10 protein-coding genes are annotated in these 20,399 nt (G+C 52.7%); 2 read left to right on the top strand and 8 right to left on the bottom strand.

Going from position 1 to position 20,399, the window contains the following annotated elements; genetic code table 11:
• Positions 1-11 precede the first annotated feature (11 nt).
• The 7 genes from Q2J34_RS04460 to Q2J34_RS04430 form a co-directional block, all read right to left on the bottom strand.
• The gene (locus Q2J34_RS04460) at positions 12-1,481 is read right to left on the bottom strand and encodes a THUMP domain-containing class I SAM-dependent RNA methyltransferase (protein ID WP_300969377.1); all 1,470 of its coding nucleotides are present in this window, start codon (positions 1,479-1,481) and stop codon (positions 12-14) included.
• Positions 1,482-1,524: 43 nt separating this feature from the next.
• Entirely contained in the window at positions 1,525-3,009 is a 1,485-nt protein-coding gene (gene tilS, locus Q2J34_RS04455) for a tRNA lysidine(34) synthetase TilS (protein WP_300969376.1), read from the bottom strand.
• A gap of 79 nt (positions 3,010-3,088) precedes the next feature.
• Positions 3,089-3,979, bottom strand: a complete 891-nt coding sequence (locus Q2J34_RS04450; protein ID WP_300969375.1) for a zinc ribbon domain-containing protein — start codon at positions 3,977-3,979, stop codon at positions 3,089-3,091.
• 12 nt (positions 3,980-3,991) lie between these two features.
• On the bottom strand, positions 3,992-5,104 hold the full coding sequence (locus tag Q2J34_RS04445; RefSeq protein ID WP_300969374.1) for a Nif3-like dinuclear metal center hexameric protein: 1,113 nt from the start codon (positions 5,102-5,104) through the stop codon (positions 3,992-3,994).
• Positions 5,105-5,119: 15 nt separating this feature from the next.
• The gene (gene aspS, locus Q2J34_RS04440; protein ID WP_300969373.1) at positions 5,120-6,862 is read right to left on the bottom strand and encodes an aspartate--tRNA ligase; all 1,743 of its coding nucleotides are present in this window, start codon (positions 6,860-6,862) and stop codon (positions 5,120-5,122) included.
• Positions 6,863-7,180: 318 nt separating this feature from the next.
• Positions 7,181-8,020, bottom strand: a complete 840-nt coding sequence (gene zupT, locus Q2J34_RS04435) for a zinc transporter ZupT (protein WP_300969372.1) — start codon at positions 8,018-8,020, stop codon at positions 7,181-7,183.
• A gap of 21 nt (positions 8,021-8,041) precedes the next feature.
• Positions 8,042-8,968, bottom strand: a complete 927-nt coding sequence (locus Q2J34_RS04430; RefSeq protein WP_298888948.1) for a magnesium transporter CorA family protein — start codon at positions 8,966-8,968, stop codon at positions 8,042-8,044.
• An 880-nt stretch (positions 8,969-9,848) separates the two neighbouring features.
• On the opposite strand from Q2J34_RS04430, the gene Q2J34_RS04425 reads away from it, so the two are divergent.
• Positions 9,849-15,728, top strand: coding sequence for a leucine-rich repeat domain-containing protein (locus Q2J34_RS04425; RefSeq protein ID WP_300969371.1), 5,880 nt, complete (start codon positions 9,849-9,851; stop codon positions 15,726-15,728).
• A gap of 979 nt (positions 15,729-16,707) precedes the next feature.
• Here the strand turns inward: Q2J34_RS04425 and Q2J34_RS04420 are convergent.
• A complete protein-coding gene (locus Q2J34_RS04420) occupies positions 16,708-17,745 on the bottom strand; it encodes an IS110 family transposase (RefSeq protein ID WP_300969017.1) in 1,038 nt (345 codons plus the stop codon).
• 558 nt (positions 17,746-18,303) lie between these two features.
• Here Q2J34_RS04420 and Q2J34_RS04415 point away from each other — a divergent pair.
• Complete coding sequence (locus Q2J34_RS04415; RefSeq protein WP_422763888.1) at positions 18,304-20,391, top strand: transketolase family protein; 2,088 nt, start codon at positions 18,304-18,306, stop codon at positions 20,389-20,391.
• The last annotated feature ends 8 nt before the right edge of the window (positions 20,392-20,399 follow it).

Below are 20,399 nucleotides of genomic sequence, written 5' to 3'. Positions count from 1 at the left end.
ATAGATGTTACTTATTCGTTGTCGTTTGCTTCAGTCTTATGGACGAATGTCTCATCGCTGCCGAAGGTTTGGATATTGGCCTTGTAGCCAGAGCTAGAGGAGCCAGCAGGGTGTGGCCCTTTCGTGCGCTGTGTGCCACGATGTGCAGGCCTGTCGTAAGGTTTGTCGTAAGGTTTGCCACCACGTCCCTTGCTGTAGGCCGGCTTGTCGTAGGCTGCCCGAGGTCTGTGAGCATCTTGCCCTTTGCCACGGTGAAACGCTTCGCCACGCTCTCTCCGCTGGGGAGTCTCTTCACGCTGAGCGATCTGCTCTTTGTACTCCTTGTGCTTGCCCTCAAAGAGCGTATAGCCACGCAACTCGCAAGGCAGCGATCCATTGTACAGCTCCTCGCGCAGATCGTGCTTGAGCCCGATCGCGTGAAAGTGCTCTACCTGATGAGCGATGATCCACGCCTGAGCTCCGGCGAACTGGAACTTGAGCGTACGACCGATCATACTATAGAGCTGCTCGAGGTCGTAGTCTGAGAGACGCTCCCCGTAAGGCGGGTTCATCACAAGCAGACACTTAGGATCTGTCTCCGCCTCGGGGTGTGGCAGATGCTGATCAGCAAAGTCGCCTACCGAGAGATCTATGTAGCGAGACATACCCGATCGAGTGACGTTGCGCTTAGCCTTGGCAATGGCTTGAGGCGAGAGGTCGGAGCCGTAGATGTGGTAGTCAAAGGAGCGCTCCGTCGAGTCGTCATTGTACACCTCACTGCAGAGCTCACTGTCGAAGTCTGGCCACCGCTCGAAGGGGTAGCTCTCACGATAGATGCCTGGAGGCGTACCCGTAGCGATCAGCGCAGCCTCCACGAGGAAGGTGCCCGACCCGCAGAAAGGATCCATCAGATCGCACTGCCCGTGCCAGCCCGCCTTGAGTAGGATACCCGCTGCCAGCACCTCGTTGATAGGAGCACGATCCTGCTCCATACGATAGCCCCGCTTGTGGAGGCTCTCACCCGAAGAGTCTAGACAGAGCGTCACATGCTGCTCCGCAATATGTAGGTGGAAGATCAGCTGCGGGTTGGAGAGCTTGACCGAGGGACGCTTCGTGCCTCCCGTTTGCTCTCTAAAGTAATCGACGATAGCGTCTTTCGTCTTATAGACGACGTAGCGACTATGCTTGAAGGTCGATGAGTAGACCACCGCATCGACCGCAAAGGTCATATCGGCCGTAAGCCACTGGCTCCAGTCGAAGTTTAGCAGCGTCGTGTAGAGGATGTCGATATCCTCCGCGTCAAACTCATAGATAGGTCTCAGCACCTTAAGTGCTGTGCGGAGGTACAGATTGGACTTGTAGAGCATCTTGAGATCTCCTTCGTAAGAGACCATGCGACGTCCTATCTGTATATTGTTCGCACCGAGGGCTGTCAATTCTTGTTCCAGTACTGGCTCCAGCCCAGGGAGCGTCTTGGCGATCATGGGAAAGGTCTTCGTCATGCTTTATAAGTCGATTCTAGCTGTAAAAGTACAAAATAAACGGCTAACGAGCTACTGTATGTGGCTTCGTGCACTCATCAAAGGGATCTGATAATGTAAGAGAGAAGGTGATCTGCGCCCAGCGACGAGTCTGTGGCGTGAGCTGGTAGTCAGCACTGCGACACACACCAACCAGCCACAGCGTGGCATCCGTATGGTGGTCGATGAGTTGCATTGTGGCCGCTCTACGTGAGGGGAGCACCTTAGCGTCGCGTAGGAGCTTCGCTAGAGGCTTGCGCCCTTTCATGCCCAACGGGGCGATCCATTGCTCGCCATCGGTAGAGGCTCTGAACTGTAGTTGAGGCGTTGCCGCTCGAAGCTGGTCGTAGTCGACCAAATAGCTGTAAGGCGTGAGCGTCCTAATCGCAGGCGGTGGCGTCTCCGAGCAGTCGTGTACCGCTATCGTTACCGATCCTAGCGGGTGATCCAGCACAGCTCCCGCTGGCCAGCTCTCGATAGCCGGCAGCTCTAGGCAAAAGTTGGTCGCCTGCTCCAGACGCGCCAGGGTCTCACTGGTCGTGCCTATCAGATAGCCACGATAACGCTCGATGATGCCCCCGCGACCCTCATAGCGAGCATAGCTGTCGACACGCTCAGACTTGGTGCAGTCCATCAGGAGTTGCTGTAATACTAGGCGATCGCAGTCGATCGCTGCGAAGTAGCTGTAGAGGAGTGCGAGCGGTGCTATCTGCTGACGGAGCCATGCGATCTCTAGCGGCTGAGTGGAGTCTGCGGGGAGGGTACTCCTTATATAATAGTCTTGCAGTTGCTCCAAGTCTCGCAAGATGTGAATCGTCGAGGCGACCGCCTGGTCAAAGGAGGGGTTGAGCTGGTCAAAGAGCGGACGCAACGTATGCCGGACGAAGTTGCGCCGTATAGTTGTGTCCGCATTCGTCGAGTCCCTCACAAAAGGCTGCTCGGCAATGCGCAAGAAGTCATAGATAAGTCGAGGCGGCGTGTCTATGAGCGGACGAATATACTTCCCCTCCTCACGAATTGGGAGCATACCCCGCAGTCCTCGTACGCCTGCCCCTTGGGAGAGGTTGATCAGGAGCTGCTCCACATTGTCCTCTAGGTGATGCCCGAGAGCGATGCTCTGCGCATCATACCGCGCATATAGCTCATCGAAGAAGTCGTACCTCAGCTTCCGCGCCGCCATCTCTACGCTCACCCCTTTGTGCGTAGCCACATAGCCATAAGTGTCAAAGGAGGCACGCTCTAGGGGCACCTCCAGCTGCTCACAAAGCTCTGTGACAAACGCCTCGTCACGATCACTCTCTGGGCCTCGCAGATGAAAGTTGCAATGCGCCGCCACACAGCGGTACCCTAATAACAAAAGCCCCCACAGAAGTGCCGTCGAGTCGGCACCTCCGCTGAGGGCTATGATGACCACTCGCTGGCTCTTTCGGTCTAGCAGCTCATACTGCTCGATCGTGCGACGCATCTGATGCACCAAAGCATGATTGAGTAGCGTACGTCGCTGAGACACAGTGCGAGGGAGTGAATGTCGTAAAGGGAGAGAAGAGCGACAAACCGTCCGAAAAGACTCATCGCTGGAAGGAAGAGATTTACTTGTCCTCGCTATCCTTGCTAGCGTCAGCCTTCTTGGTACTCTTAGAGGCGGTCTTCTTAGTAGCCGTAGTCTTCTTGGTCTCCTTCTTCTTTGTGTCGGCCTTTGCCTCGGTCGTCTCCTCTACTGGCTCCTCCTCAATGTCTGGGTCGATGAGTACACGTCCGCAGTACTCGCAGACGATGACCTTGTTGTGTAGCTTGACCTCTAGCTGACGCTGTGGCGGAATGTGGTTAAAGCAACCACCGCACGCCTCACGCTCTACAGGCACGACTGCCAGTCCATTGGAAGCGCCCTTGCGTAGACGTTGGAATGCCTTGAGGATGCGCTCATCGATCTGCGCTTCCAGCTCGTTAGCACGATCACGGAGCTGCTCCTCCTCGATGCGCGTCTCGGCAATGATCTGCTCCAGCTCCTCACTCTTAGCCTGATGATCCTCCTCACGCTCCTTGATACGCTCTTGGAGCTTGGCGATGTCATCCTTGCGGCCTTGTAGCTCTGCGTTGAACTCACGGATATGCTTCTGAGCGAGCTGTATCTCAAGATCCTGAAACTCGATCTCGCGCGACAAGTGCTCATACTCGCGGTTGTTACTCACCGCATTAAGCTGCTCCTTGAGTGCCTCGAGCTTATCGGTTGCCGTAGCGATCTTTTGATTCTCACCACTGACCGACTGTGAGAGCTTTTTGGCAGCAGCGTTGTACTTCTCTAAGCGTGTCTTCAGTCCCTCGATTTCGTCCGCTAGATCTTCGATAGCTTGGGGTAGCTCGCCTCGTAGTAGTTTGATCTTGTCAATACTGGTGAGCGTCTCCTGTAGACGCTTGAGGGCGATGAGCTTCTCCCGGATACTACGCTCGGCTACTTCGTGGGTCGTTGTATTAATGCTCATAGATGGTATTGCTTAGAAATAGTGAATAGGATTGGTGTCAGCATCTGACGTATGGATGACAAAGTTACGATATTTATCCGACAATGCATCATAGAGCATGGTGCGTGTGCAGTGCTCACTCTCGAAGTGCCCTAGCGTGATCAGCCAGAGACGCCCCTGCACGTCAAGATAATCGTTGTACTTGGCCTCACCTGTGATATAGACCTCTGCGCCTGAGCGCATAGCCTCTCCGATGAACTCGTGACCACCGCCACTGCCTCCACAGAGTGCTATGCGGCGGATCGGTTGCGTGGGGGGATTTGAGTAGGCGATGCGCTCCACGGCTGGCAGCGTAGATAGATGCTCTAGCAGCTCCTGCGGCGTCAGCGCACTAGGCAGTTCGCCTATGACCCCTAACCCACTCGTCGGGTGATCCATCACGATCGGGATTACCTCGTAGGCTGGCACTTCATAGGGATGCGACGCTACGAGTGTCGTGAGGGCTTGCGAGAGTCGCTCCTGTGGCACGAGCACGGAGATCATCTCCTCCTCGACCGCCTCCATAGAGCCATGTGTACCAATGGTCGGATGCGTCTCAGCTCCTGGGCGGAAGCGCCCTACCCCCGAGCAACTATAACTACAGCCGGTATAACCACCCAGGGAGCCAATGCCCGCCTCCTCGTATGCAGTGCGTAGCGCATCGGCATGACTGTGCGGGATGAAAGTCTGCAACTTGTAGAAGCGGCCTCGCTGAGGCATCATCGGTCGCCTACCCTCACGCTTGAGACCGATCAGGTTGGCCAGATAGTGATTCACGCCTTGCGTCATCTCATTGTCTGCCGAAGTATGACAGGCGTAGATAGCGATATTGTTTCTCAAGGCAAAAGCCACGCAACGCTCCTGGTAAGTCGCGGGCGTGATCCGCTTAAGCCCTCGAAAGAGGATCGGATGATGCGATATGAGCAGGTTGCACCCACGCTGCAGGCACTCCTCGAGTACCGCCTCGGTCGTCTCCACAGCCAGCATGATACCACGCAGCGGCTGCGTCACATCACCCACCTGAAGACCCGAGTTGTCGTAGCTCTCCTGATAGCTCAGCGGATAGCACGCCTCTACCGTACGAACTACATCTCCTATCGTGACCATAAGGACTCCTATATATTATAGTGTCTCCCGCACAGTCAGGTGTAGCTCGTCGAGCTGCTCGGGATCTAGTCGTGCAGGCGCATCGATCATCACATCACGGCCCGAATTGTTCTTCGGGAAGGCGATACAGTCACGTATCGAGTCCAGCTCCGCCATGAGCGATACCCAGCGATCCAGTCCGAAGGCGATACCACCGTGAGGAGGTGCACCATACTTAAAGGCATTCATCAAGAAACCAAACTGCTCCTCGGCACGCTCCTTCGTAAAGCCTAGTGCCGCAAAGACACGCGCCTGTAGCTCCGCATCGTGGATACGGATAGAGCCACCGCCGACCTCGACACCATTGATCACCATGTCGTAAGCATCCGCACGGACGCTACCAGGGTCGCTCTCGAGACGATCCTGATCCTCAGGCTTTGGAGCCGTAAAGGGGTGGTGCATCGCATAGTAGCGTTGCGTCTCCTCGTCCCACTCGAGTAGCGGGAAGTCGACCACCCAGAGACACTCATAGTGCCCCGGCTTCATCAGGCCCAGCTCAGAGGCAACGTGTAGACGTAGCGTGCCCAGCTGCTTCTGTGCTGGACGCTTGTCCCCAGAGATCAGGAAGGCTATGTCGCCAGGCTGCATAGACAGCTTATCGGCCAGAGCTTTGAGTTGGTCAGCATCGAGGAACTTGTCGAAGCTACTCTTCATCGTTCCATCAGGCTGATAGCGTAGCCAGAGCAATCCCTTGGCACCCACCTGTGGACGCTTGACAAAGTCGGTCAGCTGGTCGATCTGCTTACGTGTGTAGTCCGCCTTGCCCGTGACCACGATAGCACCAATGTACTTAGCATCATCAACTACGCCAAAGCCATGCCCCTGTATCGTCTCCGTCACCTCTGCGATCTCCATCCCGAAGCGCAGATCGGGTTTGTCGCTACCATAGCGATCCATAGCCTCGTACCAAGTCATGCGTCGTAGTGGCGTGGGGAGGTCAATGCCACGGATCTCCTTAAAGAGATGCTTTGCCAGCCCCTCGAAGGTGCTCAAAATGTCGTCCTGCTCCACGAAGCTCATCTCGCAGTCTATCTGCGTAAACTCTGGCTGACGATCGGCACGTAGATCCTCATCTCTAAAGCACTTCACGATCTGGAAGTAGCGATCCATGCCCGCGACCATCAGTAGCTGCTTGAAGGTCTGTGGCGACTGAGGCAATGCGTAAAACTGCCCTGGGTTCATACGACTAGGCACCACAAAGTCTCGCGCACCCTCGGGTGTCGAGCCGATCAGCATCGGTGTCTCGATCTCTAGGAAGTGGAGCCCGTCGAGATAGCGTCGCGTCTCCATCGTCATACGGTGACGTAGCTCTATATTGCTCAGCACCGGTCTACGACGCAGGTCTAGGTAGCGGTACTTCATACGCAGGTCATCGCCACCGTCACTCACATCCTCGATCGTAAAGGGAGGCGTGTCGGCACGATTCAGTACCTCCATACGATCTGCGAGGATCTCGATCTGTCCCGTGGGGATCTTCTCATTGACACTACTGCGCAGGCGTACGGTACCCGTCACCGCTAGCACCCACTCACGCCCCACCTCACTGAGGAGCCCCTGATGCGACTCATCAAAGAAGATCTGCGTAATGCCATATCTATCACGTAAGTCGAGGAAGGTCATAGCTCCCATGCGACGAATCTTAGCGACCCAACCCGCGAGCGTCACCTGCTGTCCCTCGTCAGAGGCACGCAGAGCTCCACACGTATGCGTTCTGTACATAATCTGATGCTACCTATTTCTATATCTATCTTTTTTTGTCTCGCAGAGACCGATACACTATGCGCCAGCCTCCACTAGCACAAAAGTACACAAAAACAAGCACATCGAGGATAGAAGCTAGAAGTTAGAGATTAGAAATTAGAGATTAGAGATTAGAAATTAGAGGTTAGAGAAACGAGTAACCCTTTGTAGGGGCGGACCTATGTGTCCGCCCGTCCCCGTTGAAGTGCTGTATGCCTTGTGGGCGGACACGCAGGTCCGCCCCTACAGCGGGTTACACGAACCACTAGCCAACAGCCAACAGCTAACAGCCAACAGCTAGAGCAGCAACAGGCTGAGTGCCATAAACGCCATACCCCCGATGAGCCCGTAGAGTGCCGTATGGTGGTGACCAAACCGCTCCGCAGCTGGGAGCAATTCGTCAAAGGAGATGTACACCATAATGCCCGCAATCATCGCAAAGCAACAGCCCATCACCGTCGGGGTCAGGAAAGGACGCAAGAGCAAGAAGCCCAGCAGTCCGCCAATAGGCTCAGCTAGACCCGATGCGAGCGAGAGAAAGAAAGCTTTGCGCTTATTGCCCGTAGCGTGGTAGATAGGGATAGCGACCGAGATACCCTCCGGGATGTTGTGCAGCGCAATAGCGATAGCTATCGGCAGTGCCAACGAGAGATCAGTCAGCGCAGACATAAAGGTGACCATACCCTCGGGGAAGTTGTGGATCGCCAGAACTATCGCCGTGACCATGCCGGTACGTAGCAGGCTCTGCTCGTGCGCGGTAGTTGTTTGGGCGGGTTCATTCTGAAGGCTTCGCACAGCACTCTGGTCTGGCAGCTCGTGAGGGTTTTCCGCCTCCGGAATCAGCCGGTCAATGACACCAATCAGCGCTACCCCCGCAAAGAAAGCGAGCGTAGCATAGAGCGTCGCCAGTCGCTCTCCATAGAACGGCGTCATCGTCGTCTCGGCAGAGCGAAAGAGCTCCACAAAAGAGACATAGACCATCACGCCCGCCGAAAAGCCCAGCGAGACCGATAGGAAGATGCGGTTGGTGCGCTTGGTAAAGAAGATCAGAGCACTCCCGATGCCGGTAGAGAGACCCGCCCAGAGGGTAATCAGAAAGGCGTAAAAGACCTGTGTACTACTCGTATCTAGTAGCATAAACGTCTAGAGCGTCTAAAGCTAGAACCAGTGGATGCGCTTAAAGAGCCAGAAGGCAATCGCCGAGAAGATCAAGCAGACCACCATAATCCCTATAAAGGCCAACGGATGCTCAGCCCATGGCAGATCGACGTTCATACCATACAGTGAGGCGACCAACGTAGGTAGCATCAGGATCATTGAGATACTGGTCATGCGGCGCATGATCGTATTGATGTTGTTGTTGATGATCCCGCCGAAGGCATCCATCGTCCCGTTCATGACATCGCTATACACATTGACCATGTTGTACGCCTGGTTGAGCTCGATAGCGACGTCCTCCGCTAGATCGGCATCATACTGCTCATAGTGGCTCACCTTAAAGCGTCCGATGACCGACTCATTGCCTCGTATGGAGGTGTTGAAGTAAACCAAGCACTTCTGCAAGCGCATCATCCGTAGGAGGTCTTCGTTGCGGATGCTTTTCTCCAGAGCCTCCTCGGTCTCTAGGATCAGGAAGCTGATCTGCTTCAAGTACTTGAGGAACCATACGGCCGAGCTCATGATGAGCCGGAGAATAAAGTCTATATCCGTATCGACCGAGATACCCTTGCGCTGGTTGTGCTGGATGAAGTCGGGGATGAGGTCCGTGCGGTGGTAGCAGATCGTGACGACGAGCTGCTTCTCAAGGTGCGAGATGACACCGATGGGGACCGTGTTGTAAGGGGTCGTGCCCTCGGGTGTCTCGATCGGGATACGTATGATGGTGAGACGCCAGCCATCCTCCTCCTCCGTACGAGGGCGCTCATCGCTATCCGCTGTATCTCCGATGAAGCCGTCGGGGATGCCCAGTTCGTCGCAGAGGTAGTCTATATCCTCCGAGGTAGGCTGCACCACCTTGACCCACGTGTGTGGCTCTAGGCTGTCGACTTGAGTAAACTGCTGCTTGGGTAAGTAAAACTTCCGCATAATATCTATGGCTCTTAAGGGGTAATTGGTAGGGGGTGAAACTTAAGAGACCTCCTGCTCCTATGCGGTACCTAGTCAAGTAGATCTAGGCGTTGGGAACCCCTAGGCAGACGCTAGGGCGTAGGCTCCGCAGTAGAGGAGGTCTACACGAGAGACTTCGAGGCTCACTCGGCGGTAAGGAGTCGTCCATAACGATTCTAGGGATTAATACGTTTACGTGATCAGTGAAATGGCGGATGCGACCAAAAGCGCTGCACAGTAAGTACAGCCCTCCGAGCCACAGCTCCACCTGCAAAGGTACGAAAATTAGAGAGACGGCACCCTGTAGGGACGCACGATCTGTGCGTCCGTTGTCGAACGATCTTGACGACACTAGCCGTGACTGAATCCTGTAGGGACGCTCGAGAGTGTCTAGCCGGAGGGCGTCCATTCCCGTCAAGACCACGATGCTGTAACTTTTGACACAACGGACGCACAGATCGTGCGTCCCTACAGGACGACGTGGGGGGATGACGGACACACTAAGACTCGAGGCTAGCCGTGACTGTACCCTGTAGTGACGCTCGAGAGTGTCTAGTGGGAGGGCGTCTGTCCCTGTCAAAGGTTACGATGCCCAGCTTTTACGATGCGAGCTATTCGTTCGCCTCCCTCCGATGGCTCCGACACCTCCAACCGCTTCGCGCTCCCTTCTAGTCTCTAACCCCTAATCTCTAACCCCTAATCTCTAACCTCTAATCTCTAACCTCTCCTTCTCCCCCTCTCTTGCTCAACTCAAAATAAAGGTATAACTTCGCAGAAAATATAACTCGCACGGCCGAGCCATCACAGCTCCCCCCCTCTTCTAATCTCTAATCTCTAACATCTAATCTCTAGTTACGCTATGAGCAAACAACTACGCATCTGGCTCTTCGTCCTCCTCGGCACGATCCTCACCTCCACCACCCTCCTCGCCGAAGGTGTCATCACGATGACGACTTCCGAAAGAATTGGAGCTTACATCTACCTGAAAATCGAAGCAAATGGCAATTTCACCATCGAGGGAGCCCAACGCGATAGAGAAATGACCTGGTATGGTTATACGTTCTACACGATTATGAACCAGAAGGTTACCATCCGAGGCGATGTGACAACGCTTGCGTGCCACGAAGACAGTCGACTAACTAGCTTGAGCGTCTCGGGCTGTACCGCTCTGACAGAGCTTGACTGCTCCTACAATCAACTGTCCAGCTTGAATCTCTCGAGTTGCACCGCCTTAACAAAGCTGAAATGCGACGACAACCCACTGACTAGTATCAATCTTTCGGGATGCCAGTCGCTGAAGGAATTCTCGTGGACTGGTGGCAAACTGACCAGCTTGGACGTGTCGCAGAACACCGCCTTGACAAAGCTTAACTGCAGGGGCAATGAACTGACCAGCTTGAACGTCTCTAGTTGTACCGCCTTGACATATCTTAACTGCGAAAAGAACCAACTGACCAGCTTGAACGTATCAGGCTGTACGGCCTTGAGAGATCTTTACTGCAAGGAAAATCAACTGACCAGCTTGAACGTCTCTGGCTGTACCGCTTTGACAGGGCTTGGCTGCTCCAAGAATCAACTGAACAGCTTGAACGTTTCGGGCTGTACCGCCTTGACAACGCTTTACTGCTACAGCAATCGACTGACCAGTTTGGACATCTCGGGCTGTACCGCCTTGACAGAGCTTGACTGTGGCAACAATAAACTGACCAGTTTGGACGTCTCGGGCTGCACCGCCTTGACAACGCTTGACTGCACCTACAATCCATTGACTAGTATAAACCTATCTAATTGTACATCGCTAAAGAAGTTTACTTGGGAAAAAGGCCAGTTGACCAGCTTGAAGGTGTCGGGCTGTACCTCCTTGACAGAGCTTCTCTGCTACAAAAATCAACTGACCAGTTTGGACGTGTCGGGTTGTACCGCCTTGACATGGCTGAGCTGCTACGACAATCAACTGACCAGCTTGGACGTCTCGAGCTGTACCGCCTTGACAAAGCTTTGGTGCTACGAAAATCAACTGACCAGCTTGAACCTCTCGGGCTGTACCGCCTTGACATGGCTTCACTGCTACGACAATCAACTGACCAGCTTGGACGTATCTGGCTGTACCGCCTTGACAGGGCTTTACTGCTATGGCAATCAGATTAACGGAGAGGGCATGACCAAGTTGGTGAACAGTCTTCCTGATCGAAAGGGGATGAGCAGTGGTACTCTTCGAGTGGTAGATTACTCATCTAAGACAAAGGATAAAAACCAGGGTAGCTTTGCCGATGTAGCTACTGCAAGCAAGAAAAACTGGGAAGTTCAAAAATATGAACCTTATTATTCTTCTTGGACGAGTTACTCTGGTGTTGGAGAGGGAGTCATTACTATGACCACCTCTAAAGCTGTCGGAGAAAAAGTTGATTTAGGAATTGTGGCAAATGGAGATGTGGTTATTGAAGGTGTTAGTGAGATGCCACAATTAGGCAAAAATCGCAACAACTACACGCTTACTAGTCAGACGATAATCATTCAAGGAGATGTAACAAAGCTTGACTGCTACGGCAATCAGCTGATGAGCTTGGATGTGTCGGGCTGTAGTGCCTTGACAAAGCTTGACTGCAGTAAGAATCAACTGACCAGCTTTGGAGTATCGGGTTGCAGCGCCTTGACAGAGCTTGACTGCTCCAGCAATCAACTGACCAACCTGAACGTATCAAAGAATACCGCCTTAACAATGCTTGTGTGCTACGACAATCAGATTAACGGAGAGAATATGACAAGGTTGGTGACTAGCCTTCCTAGTCGCAAGGGCTTGAGGTCAGGCAATCTTGTTATTGTCAGCAGACGTGAGAGCGAAGTAAATCTATGTAGACCATCTGATATAGCTATAGCACAAGAGAAGAACTGGATTCCTAAATGGCAAAATGGGGATTCTTATAAGGGATTTGGCGACGGTGTCATCATCATGACCACCTCTAAAGCTGTCGGAGAAAAAGTTGATTTAGGAATTGTGGCAAATGGAGATGTGGTTATTGAAGGTGTTAGTGAGATGCCATATCTATCAGAAAGATATAGTAAAAACTATACGCTCACTAGTCAGACAATAACCATCCGAGGAGATATTACTGAGCTTGCCTGTGTAGGAAATCAACTGACTAGCTTGGATGTGTCGGGCTGTACCACCTTGACTAAGCTTGACTGTAACAATAATCAACTGACTAGCTTGGATGTGTCGGGCTGTACCACCTTGACTAAGCTTGACTGCTACGGCAATCAGTTGACCAGCTTGAATGTCTCGGGCTGTACCGCCTTGACAAAGCTGGTCTGTTACAAAAACCGTCTTAAGGGGGAAGCTATGACGCAAATGGCGGCTGGTCTCTCTGATCGAAGTGGAAAGGAGTCGGGATCTCTGTATGTGGTTTGCGATGAATCAGATGAAAACAACCTGCTCAGATCTGATGTGCTTACAGCCTCTAGGAAGAATTGGCAAGTATTCAAATATATAGTCAATACAGGAAAGTCCGTACTATACTCTGGGGCTGGTGGTGATGATGAGATTGTGATGACCATAACAAAAGAGCAGTATCTTGAGGGGGGCATTCGGCTCGCTATACTAGCTGATGGGGATGTAACGATAGAGGGCGTTCACGAGAAGAGGATTTTTACTGATGGCTCAGAACACACCTATACACTAGCAGGGACGCAGATTACAATACGAGGTAATGTTACAGAGCTGGACTGCTCTAAAAACCAAATAACCAATCTAGATCTATCTAAGTGTAACTCCTTGTGGACTCTGAGCTGTTCTGGCAATAAGCTAACAAACGTTGACGTGTCAAGATGCTCGCTTTTGACATATCTTGACTGCTCTGACAATCAGATTAACGGAGAGAATATGACAAGGTTGGTGACGAACCTCCCTAGTCGCAAGGGTCTGAGGTCAGGCAATCTTGTTATGATCAGCAGACGTGAGAGCGAAGGAAATCTATGTAGACCATCTGATGTAGCTATAGCACGAGAGAAGAGTTGGATTTCTAAATGGGAAAATGGAGATCTTTGTAAGGGAATTGGCGAAGGGATCATCACCATGACCACCTCCAAAGCTGTCGGAGAGACAATTTTGTTGGAAGTTAAAGCCAATGGCGACTTCTTCATCAATGGCGCCCAAGATACTGGAGAAACGAACTATCTCGGTGGCAAGTACTACAGAATCAAAAGCCAAACCATCATCATTCAAGGCGATGTAACAGAGCTTGACTGCCCACGGAATCGACTGACCAACTTGAACGTCTCGGGCTGTATCACCTTGACAGAGCTTAACTGCTACAATAATCAACTGAACAGCTTGAACGTGTCGCAGAACACCGCTTTGACAGGGCTTGGCTGCTCCAAGAATCAACTGAACAGCTTGAACGTTTCGGGCTGTACCGCCTTGACAACGCTTTACTGCTACAGCAATCGACTGACCAGTTTGGACATCTCGGGCTGTACCGCCTTGACAGAGCTTAACTGCTACAATAATCAACTGACCAGCTTGAACGTGTCGGGTTGTACCGCCTTGACAGAGCTTAACTGCTACAATAATCAACTGACCAGCTTGAACGTGTCGGGTTGTACCGCCTTGACAGAGCTTGAGTGTGGAGGTAATCAACTGAGTAGCTTAGACGTGTCAAAGAACACCGCCTTGACAACCCTTTCCTGCTACAGCAATCAGATTAACGGAGAGAATATGACCAGGTTGGTGAATAGTCTTTTTGATCGAAAGGGGATGAGCAGTGGTACTCTTCGAGTGGTAGATTACTCATCTAAGACAAAGAATAAAAACTGGTGTAGCATTGCCGATGTAGCTACTGCAAGCAAGAAAAACTGGGCAGTTCAAAAATATGGGCCTTATTATCATTCTTGGACGAGTTACTCTGGTGTTGGAGAGGAAGTCATTACTATGACCACCTCTAAAGCTGTCGGAGAAAAAGTTGATTTAAGAATTGTGACAAATGGAGATGTGGTTATTGAAGGTGTTAGTGAGATGACACAACTAGGCAGAAATAGCAACAACTACACGCTTACTAGTCAGACGATAACCATCCGAGGAGATGTTGCTGAGCTTGACTGTTTTGGCAATCAGTTGACTAGTTTGAATGTCTCTGGTTGTACCGCCTTGACAAAGCTTGACTGCTCCCACAATCAACTGACCAGCTTAGATCTGTCACAAAACAGTGCTTTGGTAAAGCTTGTCTGCTCTAGGAATAAGCTGGAGACTCTAGATTTATCGGCTTGTCCCAATCTTGAGAGCTTGGCGTGCTATAGGAATAAGATTAGGGGCAATGCTGTAGCGCAACTAGTCGAGAGCCTCCCAGATCGATATGGTAAGGAGCTGGGCAAGTTTTACTTTGTCTACTACAGCGAGGATGAGTATGAGGAGAACTTCTGCTACCGCCCCGCTGTGGGACGTGCCAACGATAAGAATTGGAGACCTCAAAAGCACTACTCCTTTTCTTGGGAAGACTACTTTGGTGTGATGGATGAGGGTGTTGTGATGATGCGTACAGCTCAAGAGGTGGGGAGTCAGATTACTCTGACCTTGGAGGCTAAGGGAGATGTGGCGATAGACGGTGTCAAGGGTGTGCCTGAGACTGATGGCAAGCCACATCAGTACACGCTCATAAGCCAAGATGTCACCATACGAGGGTATGTGACGAAGCTACACTGCTCGGGCAATAAGCTGACTAGCCTGGATCTCTCAACGACCGTTCCGCTAGTTGAGCTAGACTGCTCCAACAACCAACTGACCTCTCTGGATGTGTCGCACAACGCTGCCGTGACCTCTCTCACTTGCTACAGAAATCAGATCAAGGGCGAGGCGATGGCACAGCTCATCAAGGGGCTCCCACAGCTACCGCTGAGGAGTACACATCTCTTTGGCATCGTATCCAATGCAGCTGACGAGGGGAACGTATTCTTCAAGGCTGATGTGGAGCGTGTGCAAGACAAGGGTTGGTCTCCGATGAAGTGGAACGAGGAGCGTCAGCAGTACGAGCCTTACGCAGGTAAAGAGACGGAGTCGTTTGCTGTGACGCTGACCAAGGAGGGCGAAGGGACGATTAACGCCACGGGGGCAGATGATCTCACGGCTGTACCCTATGGTACGGAGCTGACGATCGTCGCAACACCTACCGAGGGATATGAACTAATATCTCTTACGGCTGGTGAAGAGGACATCCTCGCTACGAAAAAGTTGGTCGTTACGGATAATGTGACAGTCAAGGCAACCTTCGATGAGGCAACCTTTGCCGTGACGCTGACCAGCAACGAGCATGGAGATATCACAATCGTTGAGCCAGTTAATCTAGACGCGGTGCCGTATGGTACGACTCTGACGGTTAAGGCTACGGGCAAGAATGCGCAGTGCGTACTGACGGAGCTGACGGCCAACGGCAAGGACATCCTGGCTACCCAGAGCTTTGTGGTCACAGGTGCAACGGAGGTCAAGGCAACGTTTGTGGATCACACAGGCGTGGAGACGACCGTCACGCAACAGGTGCAGCTCTACCCGAATCCAGCGACTGACTATGTCATCGTGGAGGGTGTAGCACCTGCCAGCGAGGTGACGCTGCACAGCATGACTGGCGAACGACTCTATGCGGGTCGTGCCGATGATCGAGGCGTGCTGCAGATTGACTTGACACCCTATGCAGACGGGGTTTACCTAGTCTGCGTAGCGGGCGATACTTACCGCGTAGTGGTAAGGCACTAGAATCAAAAAAGGGGCGAACAAGCAGTTCGCCCCTTTTTTGATTAGAGATTAGCTGTTAGCTGTTGGCCTTTGGCTGTTAGCTAGAGCCATCGGAGGAATCGGAGGGATCGGAGCCATCGGATGGAGGCGAACGAATAGCTCGCATCGTAAAAGCTGGACATCGTAACCTTTAACGGGGACGGACGCACGAGAGTGTCTAGCCGGAGGGCGTCCGTTGTCGAACGATCTTGACGACACTAGCCGTGACTGAATCCTGTAGGGGCGCAGTGGGGAGGGAATCCTCCGATCTCTAACTTCTAATCTCTAACCTCTAATCTCTAATAACATATCTTTACAGGGAAATTCGTCCGATTCTCTCCTTTCTCGAATATCCACGTGGGAAATCTCAAATCTCCACGTGGATATTTTTTATTTTCCACGTGGGCGTGTTTCATTTCTTCCGAAGTTTCATTTCATTCCTCCGAAGTTTCATTTCATTCCTCCGAAGAATTTTTTATTCTCCACGTGGGGATTTCAAAATATCCACGTGGAAATCACTTTTCCCCGACACAGCGCCGTTTCGATATGTAGTCGGATCTAAATTATTGTTGCGAGCTGGCGTTAGGTTTCCCCAGTCAGGGCTGACGCATCATAATCGCTCTGTCAGGAGCTACACGTAACGACAAATGAAGAATAGATCGGAGAGTCATTAGAGGTTAGAGATTAGAGAGACGAGTAACCCTTTGCTTTCTAAGTTCATGTGCAAGTAAAAAGCGAAGTTTTTTCTCGTTTCGCAAGCTCGGTCTACTTCTCTTCGGGGGACCGCTCGTCGGGGTGGGGGCTCCCACCCCTTGCCGCGGGGCGCTCCCGGAGCGGAGACTTTCCTTTCTGAACTTGACTCGGAGGACTCGCTTCTCTTCGGGTGAACCGCTCGTCGGGGTGGGGGCTCCCACCCCTTGCCGCGGGGGCGCTCCCCGAGCGGAGACTTTCCTTCCTTGGACTAGGCTCGAAGAGCTCTCTTCGCTTCGTGGTCCAGCTCGAAGTCGCAGTCGTGCAGAACCAACGAGAAGAGAATGTGTACGAGCTTATTGTTGACATTGTTGAGGATGACCCCGTAGGGCTTGCCTTGGGCTTTCATGCGTAGGTAGTATTGTCTTAATGTTGGGTTATACGTTATGGCACTTCGGGCTGCTTGGGTCAAGATTCCTTTTAGCCGTCGGTTACTGTAGCCACTTGTGTTGGCTTTGTGAAAGACTGAGCTCCCAGAGCTCTCGTAGAAGGGTGCTATACCGCAGTAGCTAGCCATCTTCTTGGCATTCCAGCTCTTGAAGTTGTCGGTGTAGATGATCAGCATGACAGAGGTGATGAGGCCCACTCCTTTGCAGGAAATGAGGTGCAGGTAGTTGCGGTACATCTCCTCGTCTTCCTTGATGATTTCAAGCATTCGGCACTCGCACTTTTTGATGCTTTTGGTCAGGATGTCGATGCCCTTCTGAGCATCTCGGTAGATGAAGTTGTCGACTTTAGACTTGCTAGAGATGTGCTGTTTTTCCTTGGAACTAACCATCTTAGCCTGTCTCTCGGCAACTAGAGACTGCCTATAGAGAAAGAGGTCACGTAGGCTACGCATGTTCCCGTCCAGAGGTTTATAGAGAGTGGCTTGGGAGCGGAAGCGTAGGGCGTAGTAAGCGATCATCTCTGAGTCGGCTTTGTCGTCCTTGCCTTTGCGCAGACCCATGCTGCGCTTGATCTGCAGAGCACTTTCGCGCCAGATGTTTAGGCCGTTGCCGTAGAGCCAGTCGCAGAGTGCGCGATCGTATCCTCCTGTAGTCTCACAGCAGAAGAGCATGGTGTCGGTCTTGACTCTTCGACCAGCGTTCTTCTTACTCCAAGAGACGAGGCTCCGGAACCCCTTAGGGTTGTTTTCTACTGTAGTGTAGGCGAGCTGCTGCTCGCTGTCTGATTCAGATTCGTAGTGAATCATTGTGGCGTCTAGTTTCTCTTTGGATACATCGATGCCGATGAAAAAGTATTTCATAACTTTGTACTTGAATATTTGATAAGGCAGCTAGGCTACATTAGGCTATTACTTTAATTAGGCTCTGGTCCTCTCTTTCTAATAAGTCTCGAGTAGCTGAACTCCAGAGGGTCTCTAACAGAGCTTAGGCTCAAGGCCTCGTAGGGACGATAGATTACCCTCTGGTTGCTGTCCTTACCTTACTACAACAAAGGTAAAAACAACCCGTTCAACTGACCTATTCTCGGGTCGATTTCTTTTCACTCTGCAAACTTAAAGTAGGGACGCACGGTCGTGCGTCCGTTGTATCACAGCAAGACGAGTAACCCTTTGTAGGGACGCACCGTGGTGCGTCCGTTGTATCAAAGATTACAGCGTCAGGATTTTAACGGGGACGGACGCTCGACCGAGCGTCCCTACAGCGGGTTACACGAGCTAACAGCCAAGAGCCAACAGCCAATCGCCAACAGCTAAAAGCTAACCGCCAACCCCTAATCTCTAATTTTCGTACCTTTGAAGTCGTAAGTTTTACCCGTGAGACGTAGGTCTCACCTTTAAGTAAAGAACCTCTATCGCATTATGAGCAACGAAATGACTGATCAGACTTTATCAACCCAACAGCAGCCTATGAGCATCGCTGAGCGTGCTGCCGACAATCTCCGTGCCCTCGCCATCTCAATGGTCGAGCGCGCTAAGAGTGGCCACCCCGGTGGAGCTATGGGCGGAGCGGACTTTATCCAGGTCCTCTTCTCCGAGCAACTGCGCTATGACCCACGTAACCCAGAGCACCCCTCGCGGGATCGCTTCTTTATGGATCCTGGGCACATGTCGCCAATGCTCTACGCTCAGCTGGCGCTGGCGGGATTCTTTACGATGGACGAGCTGGCAGCCTTCCGCTCGTGGGGCAGTCCTACGCCTGGACACCCAGAGCTATCGCGTAGCCGTATGATCGAGAACACGAGTGGTCCGCTGGGACAGGGACACACCTACGCTGTGGGTGCAGCCATCGCAGCGAAGTTCCTCCAGCACCGTCTTGGTGATACGCTGATGCCACAACGTATCTACGCTTTTATCTCTGATGGCGGTATCCAAGAGGAGATCAGTCAGGGTGCGGGGCGCATCGCTGGCGACCTAGGGCTGGACAACCTGATCATGTACTACGACTGCAACGACATACAGCTCTCGACGCGTGTCGAGGATATCACGGCTGAGGACGTTGCGGCTAAGTATGATGCGTGGGGCTGGAACGTCTTTGAGGTGCCGGGCAATGACCCAGCAGCGCTGAGTCAGGTGTTACAAGATGCTATTGAGACTTCCGAAGAGACAGGCGCGCCGACGCTTATCATTGGCTATACCAATATGGCTTACAAGGCGGTCGATGAGGAGGGTAATCCGCTGGCTAATCTGATCGCAACGCACGGCCAACCGATCTCTAAGGCGGGTGCTTCGTATGCTAAGACGATGCAGGCACTGGGTGCTGACCCAGACAATCCTTTCACCATATATGAGGATGTGGCTGCCTTCTACGCTGAGCGTCGCAAGGAGCTAATCGCCTACTGGGATGGTCAGTACAAGATTCAGGAGCAATACAAGAAGGAGCACCCTGATCAGGCGAAGCTCTATGACCGTTGGTTTGCTGCAGAGCCTACCTACGATGTGGCTTGGCAGGAGATAGCTCAGAAGGCTAATCAGGCTACGCGTGCCGCCTCGGCAACGGTACTGAGCGAACTGGCCAAGCGGGTGGACAATATGATCGTTGCCTCTGCCGACCTCTCGAACTCGGACAAGACGGACGGCTATCTCAAGGGTACGAAGGCACTTCAGGCGGACGACTTTTCCGGCAAGTTCCTCCAGGCGGGTGTCTCGGAGCTTACGATGGCTGCGCTCTGCGTGGGTATCACCCTGCATGGCGGTATGCGTGCGGCGTGCGGTACCTTCTTTGTCTTCTCAGACTATATGAAGCCCGTCGTTCGTATGGCTGGGCTGATGGAGCAACCGGTCATCTTCATCTGGTCGCACGACTCCTTTAGGGTTGGTGAGGACGGGCCTACGCACGAGCCGGTCGAGCAGGAGGCGCAGATACGTCTCCTCGAGCATCTGCACAATCACTCGGGTCGTCGTGCCCTACAGGTGCTACGCCCTGCCGACGTACATGAGGCTACGGTCGCCTGGCAGATGGCTATGGAAAACCTCCACACGCCGACAGCCCTCATCCTCTCTCGCCAAAACATCCAGGACCTACCTAACCCCACCTATGAGCGTGCTTGTCAGTTGAAGCGTGGCGCTTACGTGGTCTCTGATACGACGCCTGCTGGCGATACGCCCGACCTGACGCTCATCGCCTCGGGTAGTGAGGTGAGTACGCTAGTGCAGGCTGCTGAGCTACTTAAGGGCAAGGGGTACAAGCTACGCATCGTCTCGGTACCGAGCGAAGGGCTCTTCTTCGATCAGCCTGAGGCGTATCGTGAGAGCGTGATCCCCACTAAGGGCGCACGCTTCGGTCTGACCGCTGGGCTACCTGTGACGCTCCTCCGCCTAGTCGGTGATATGGAGCATATCCACGGGTTGGAGAGCTTCGGCTTCTCCGCTCCCTACACGGTACTCGATGAGAAGCTCGGCTTCACCGCTGAGGCGGTGGCACAGCGTATCGAGGAGCTTTGCCGCTAGTGGACAAG

It is taken from the genome of Porphyromonas vaginalis (assembly GCF_958301595.1).
Classification (GTDB): domain Bacteria; phylum Bacteroidota; class Bacteroidia; order Bacteroidales; family Porphyromonadaceae; genus Porphyromonas; species Porphyromonas vaginalis.
This window is presented reverse-complemented; position numbering and strand designations above follow the sequence as displayed.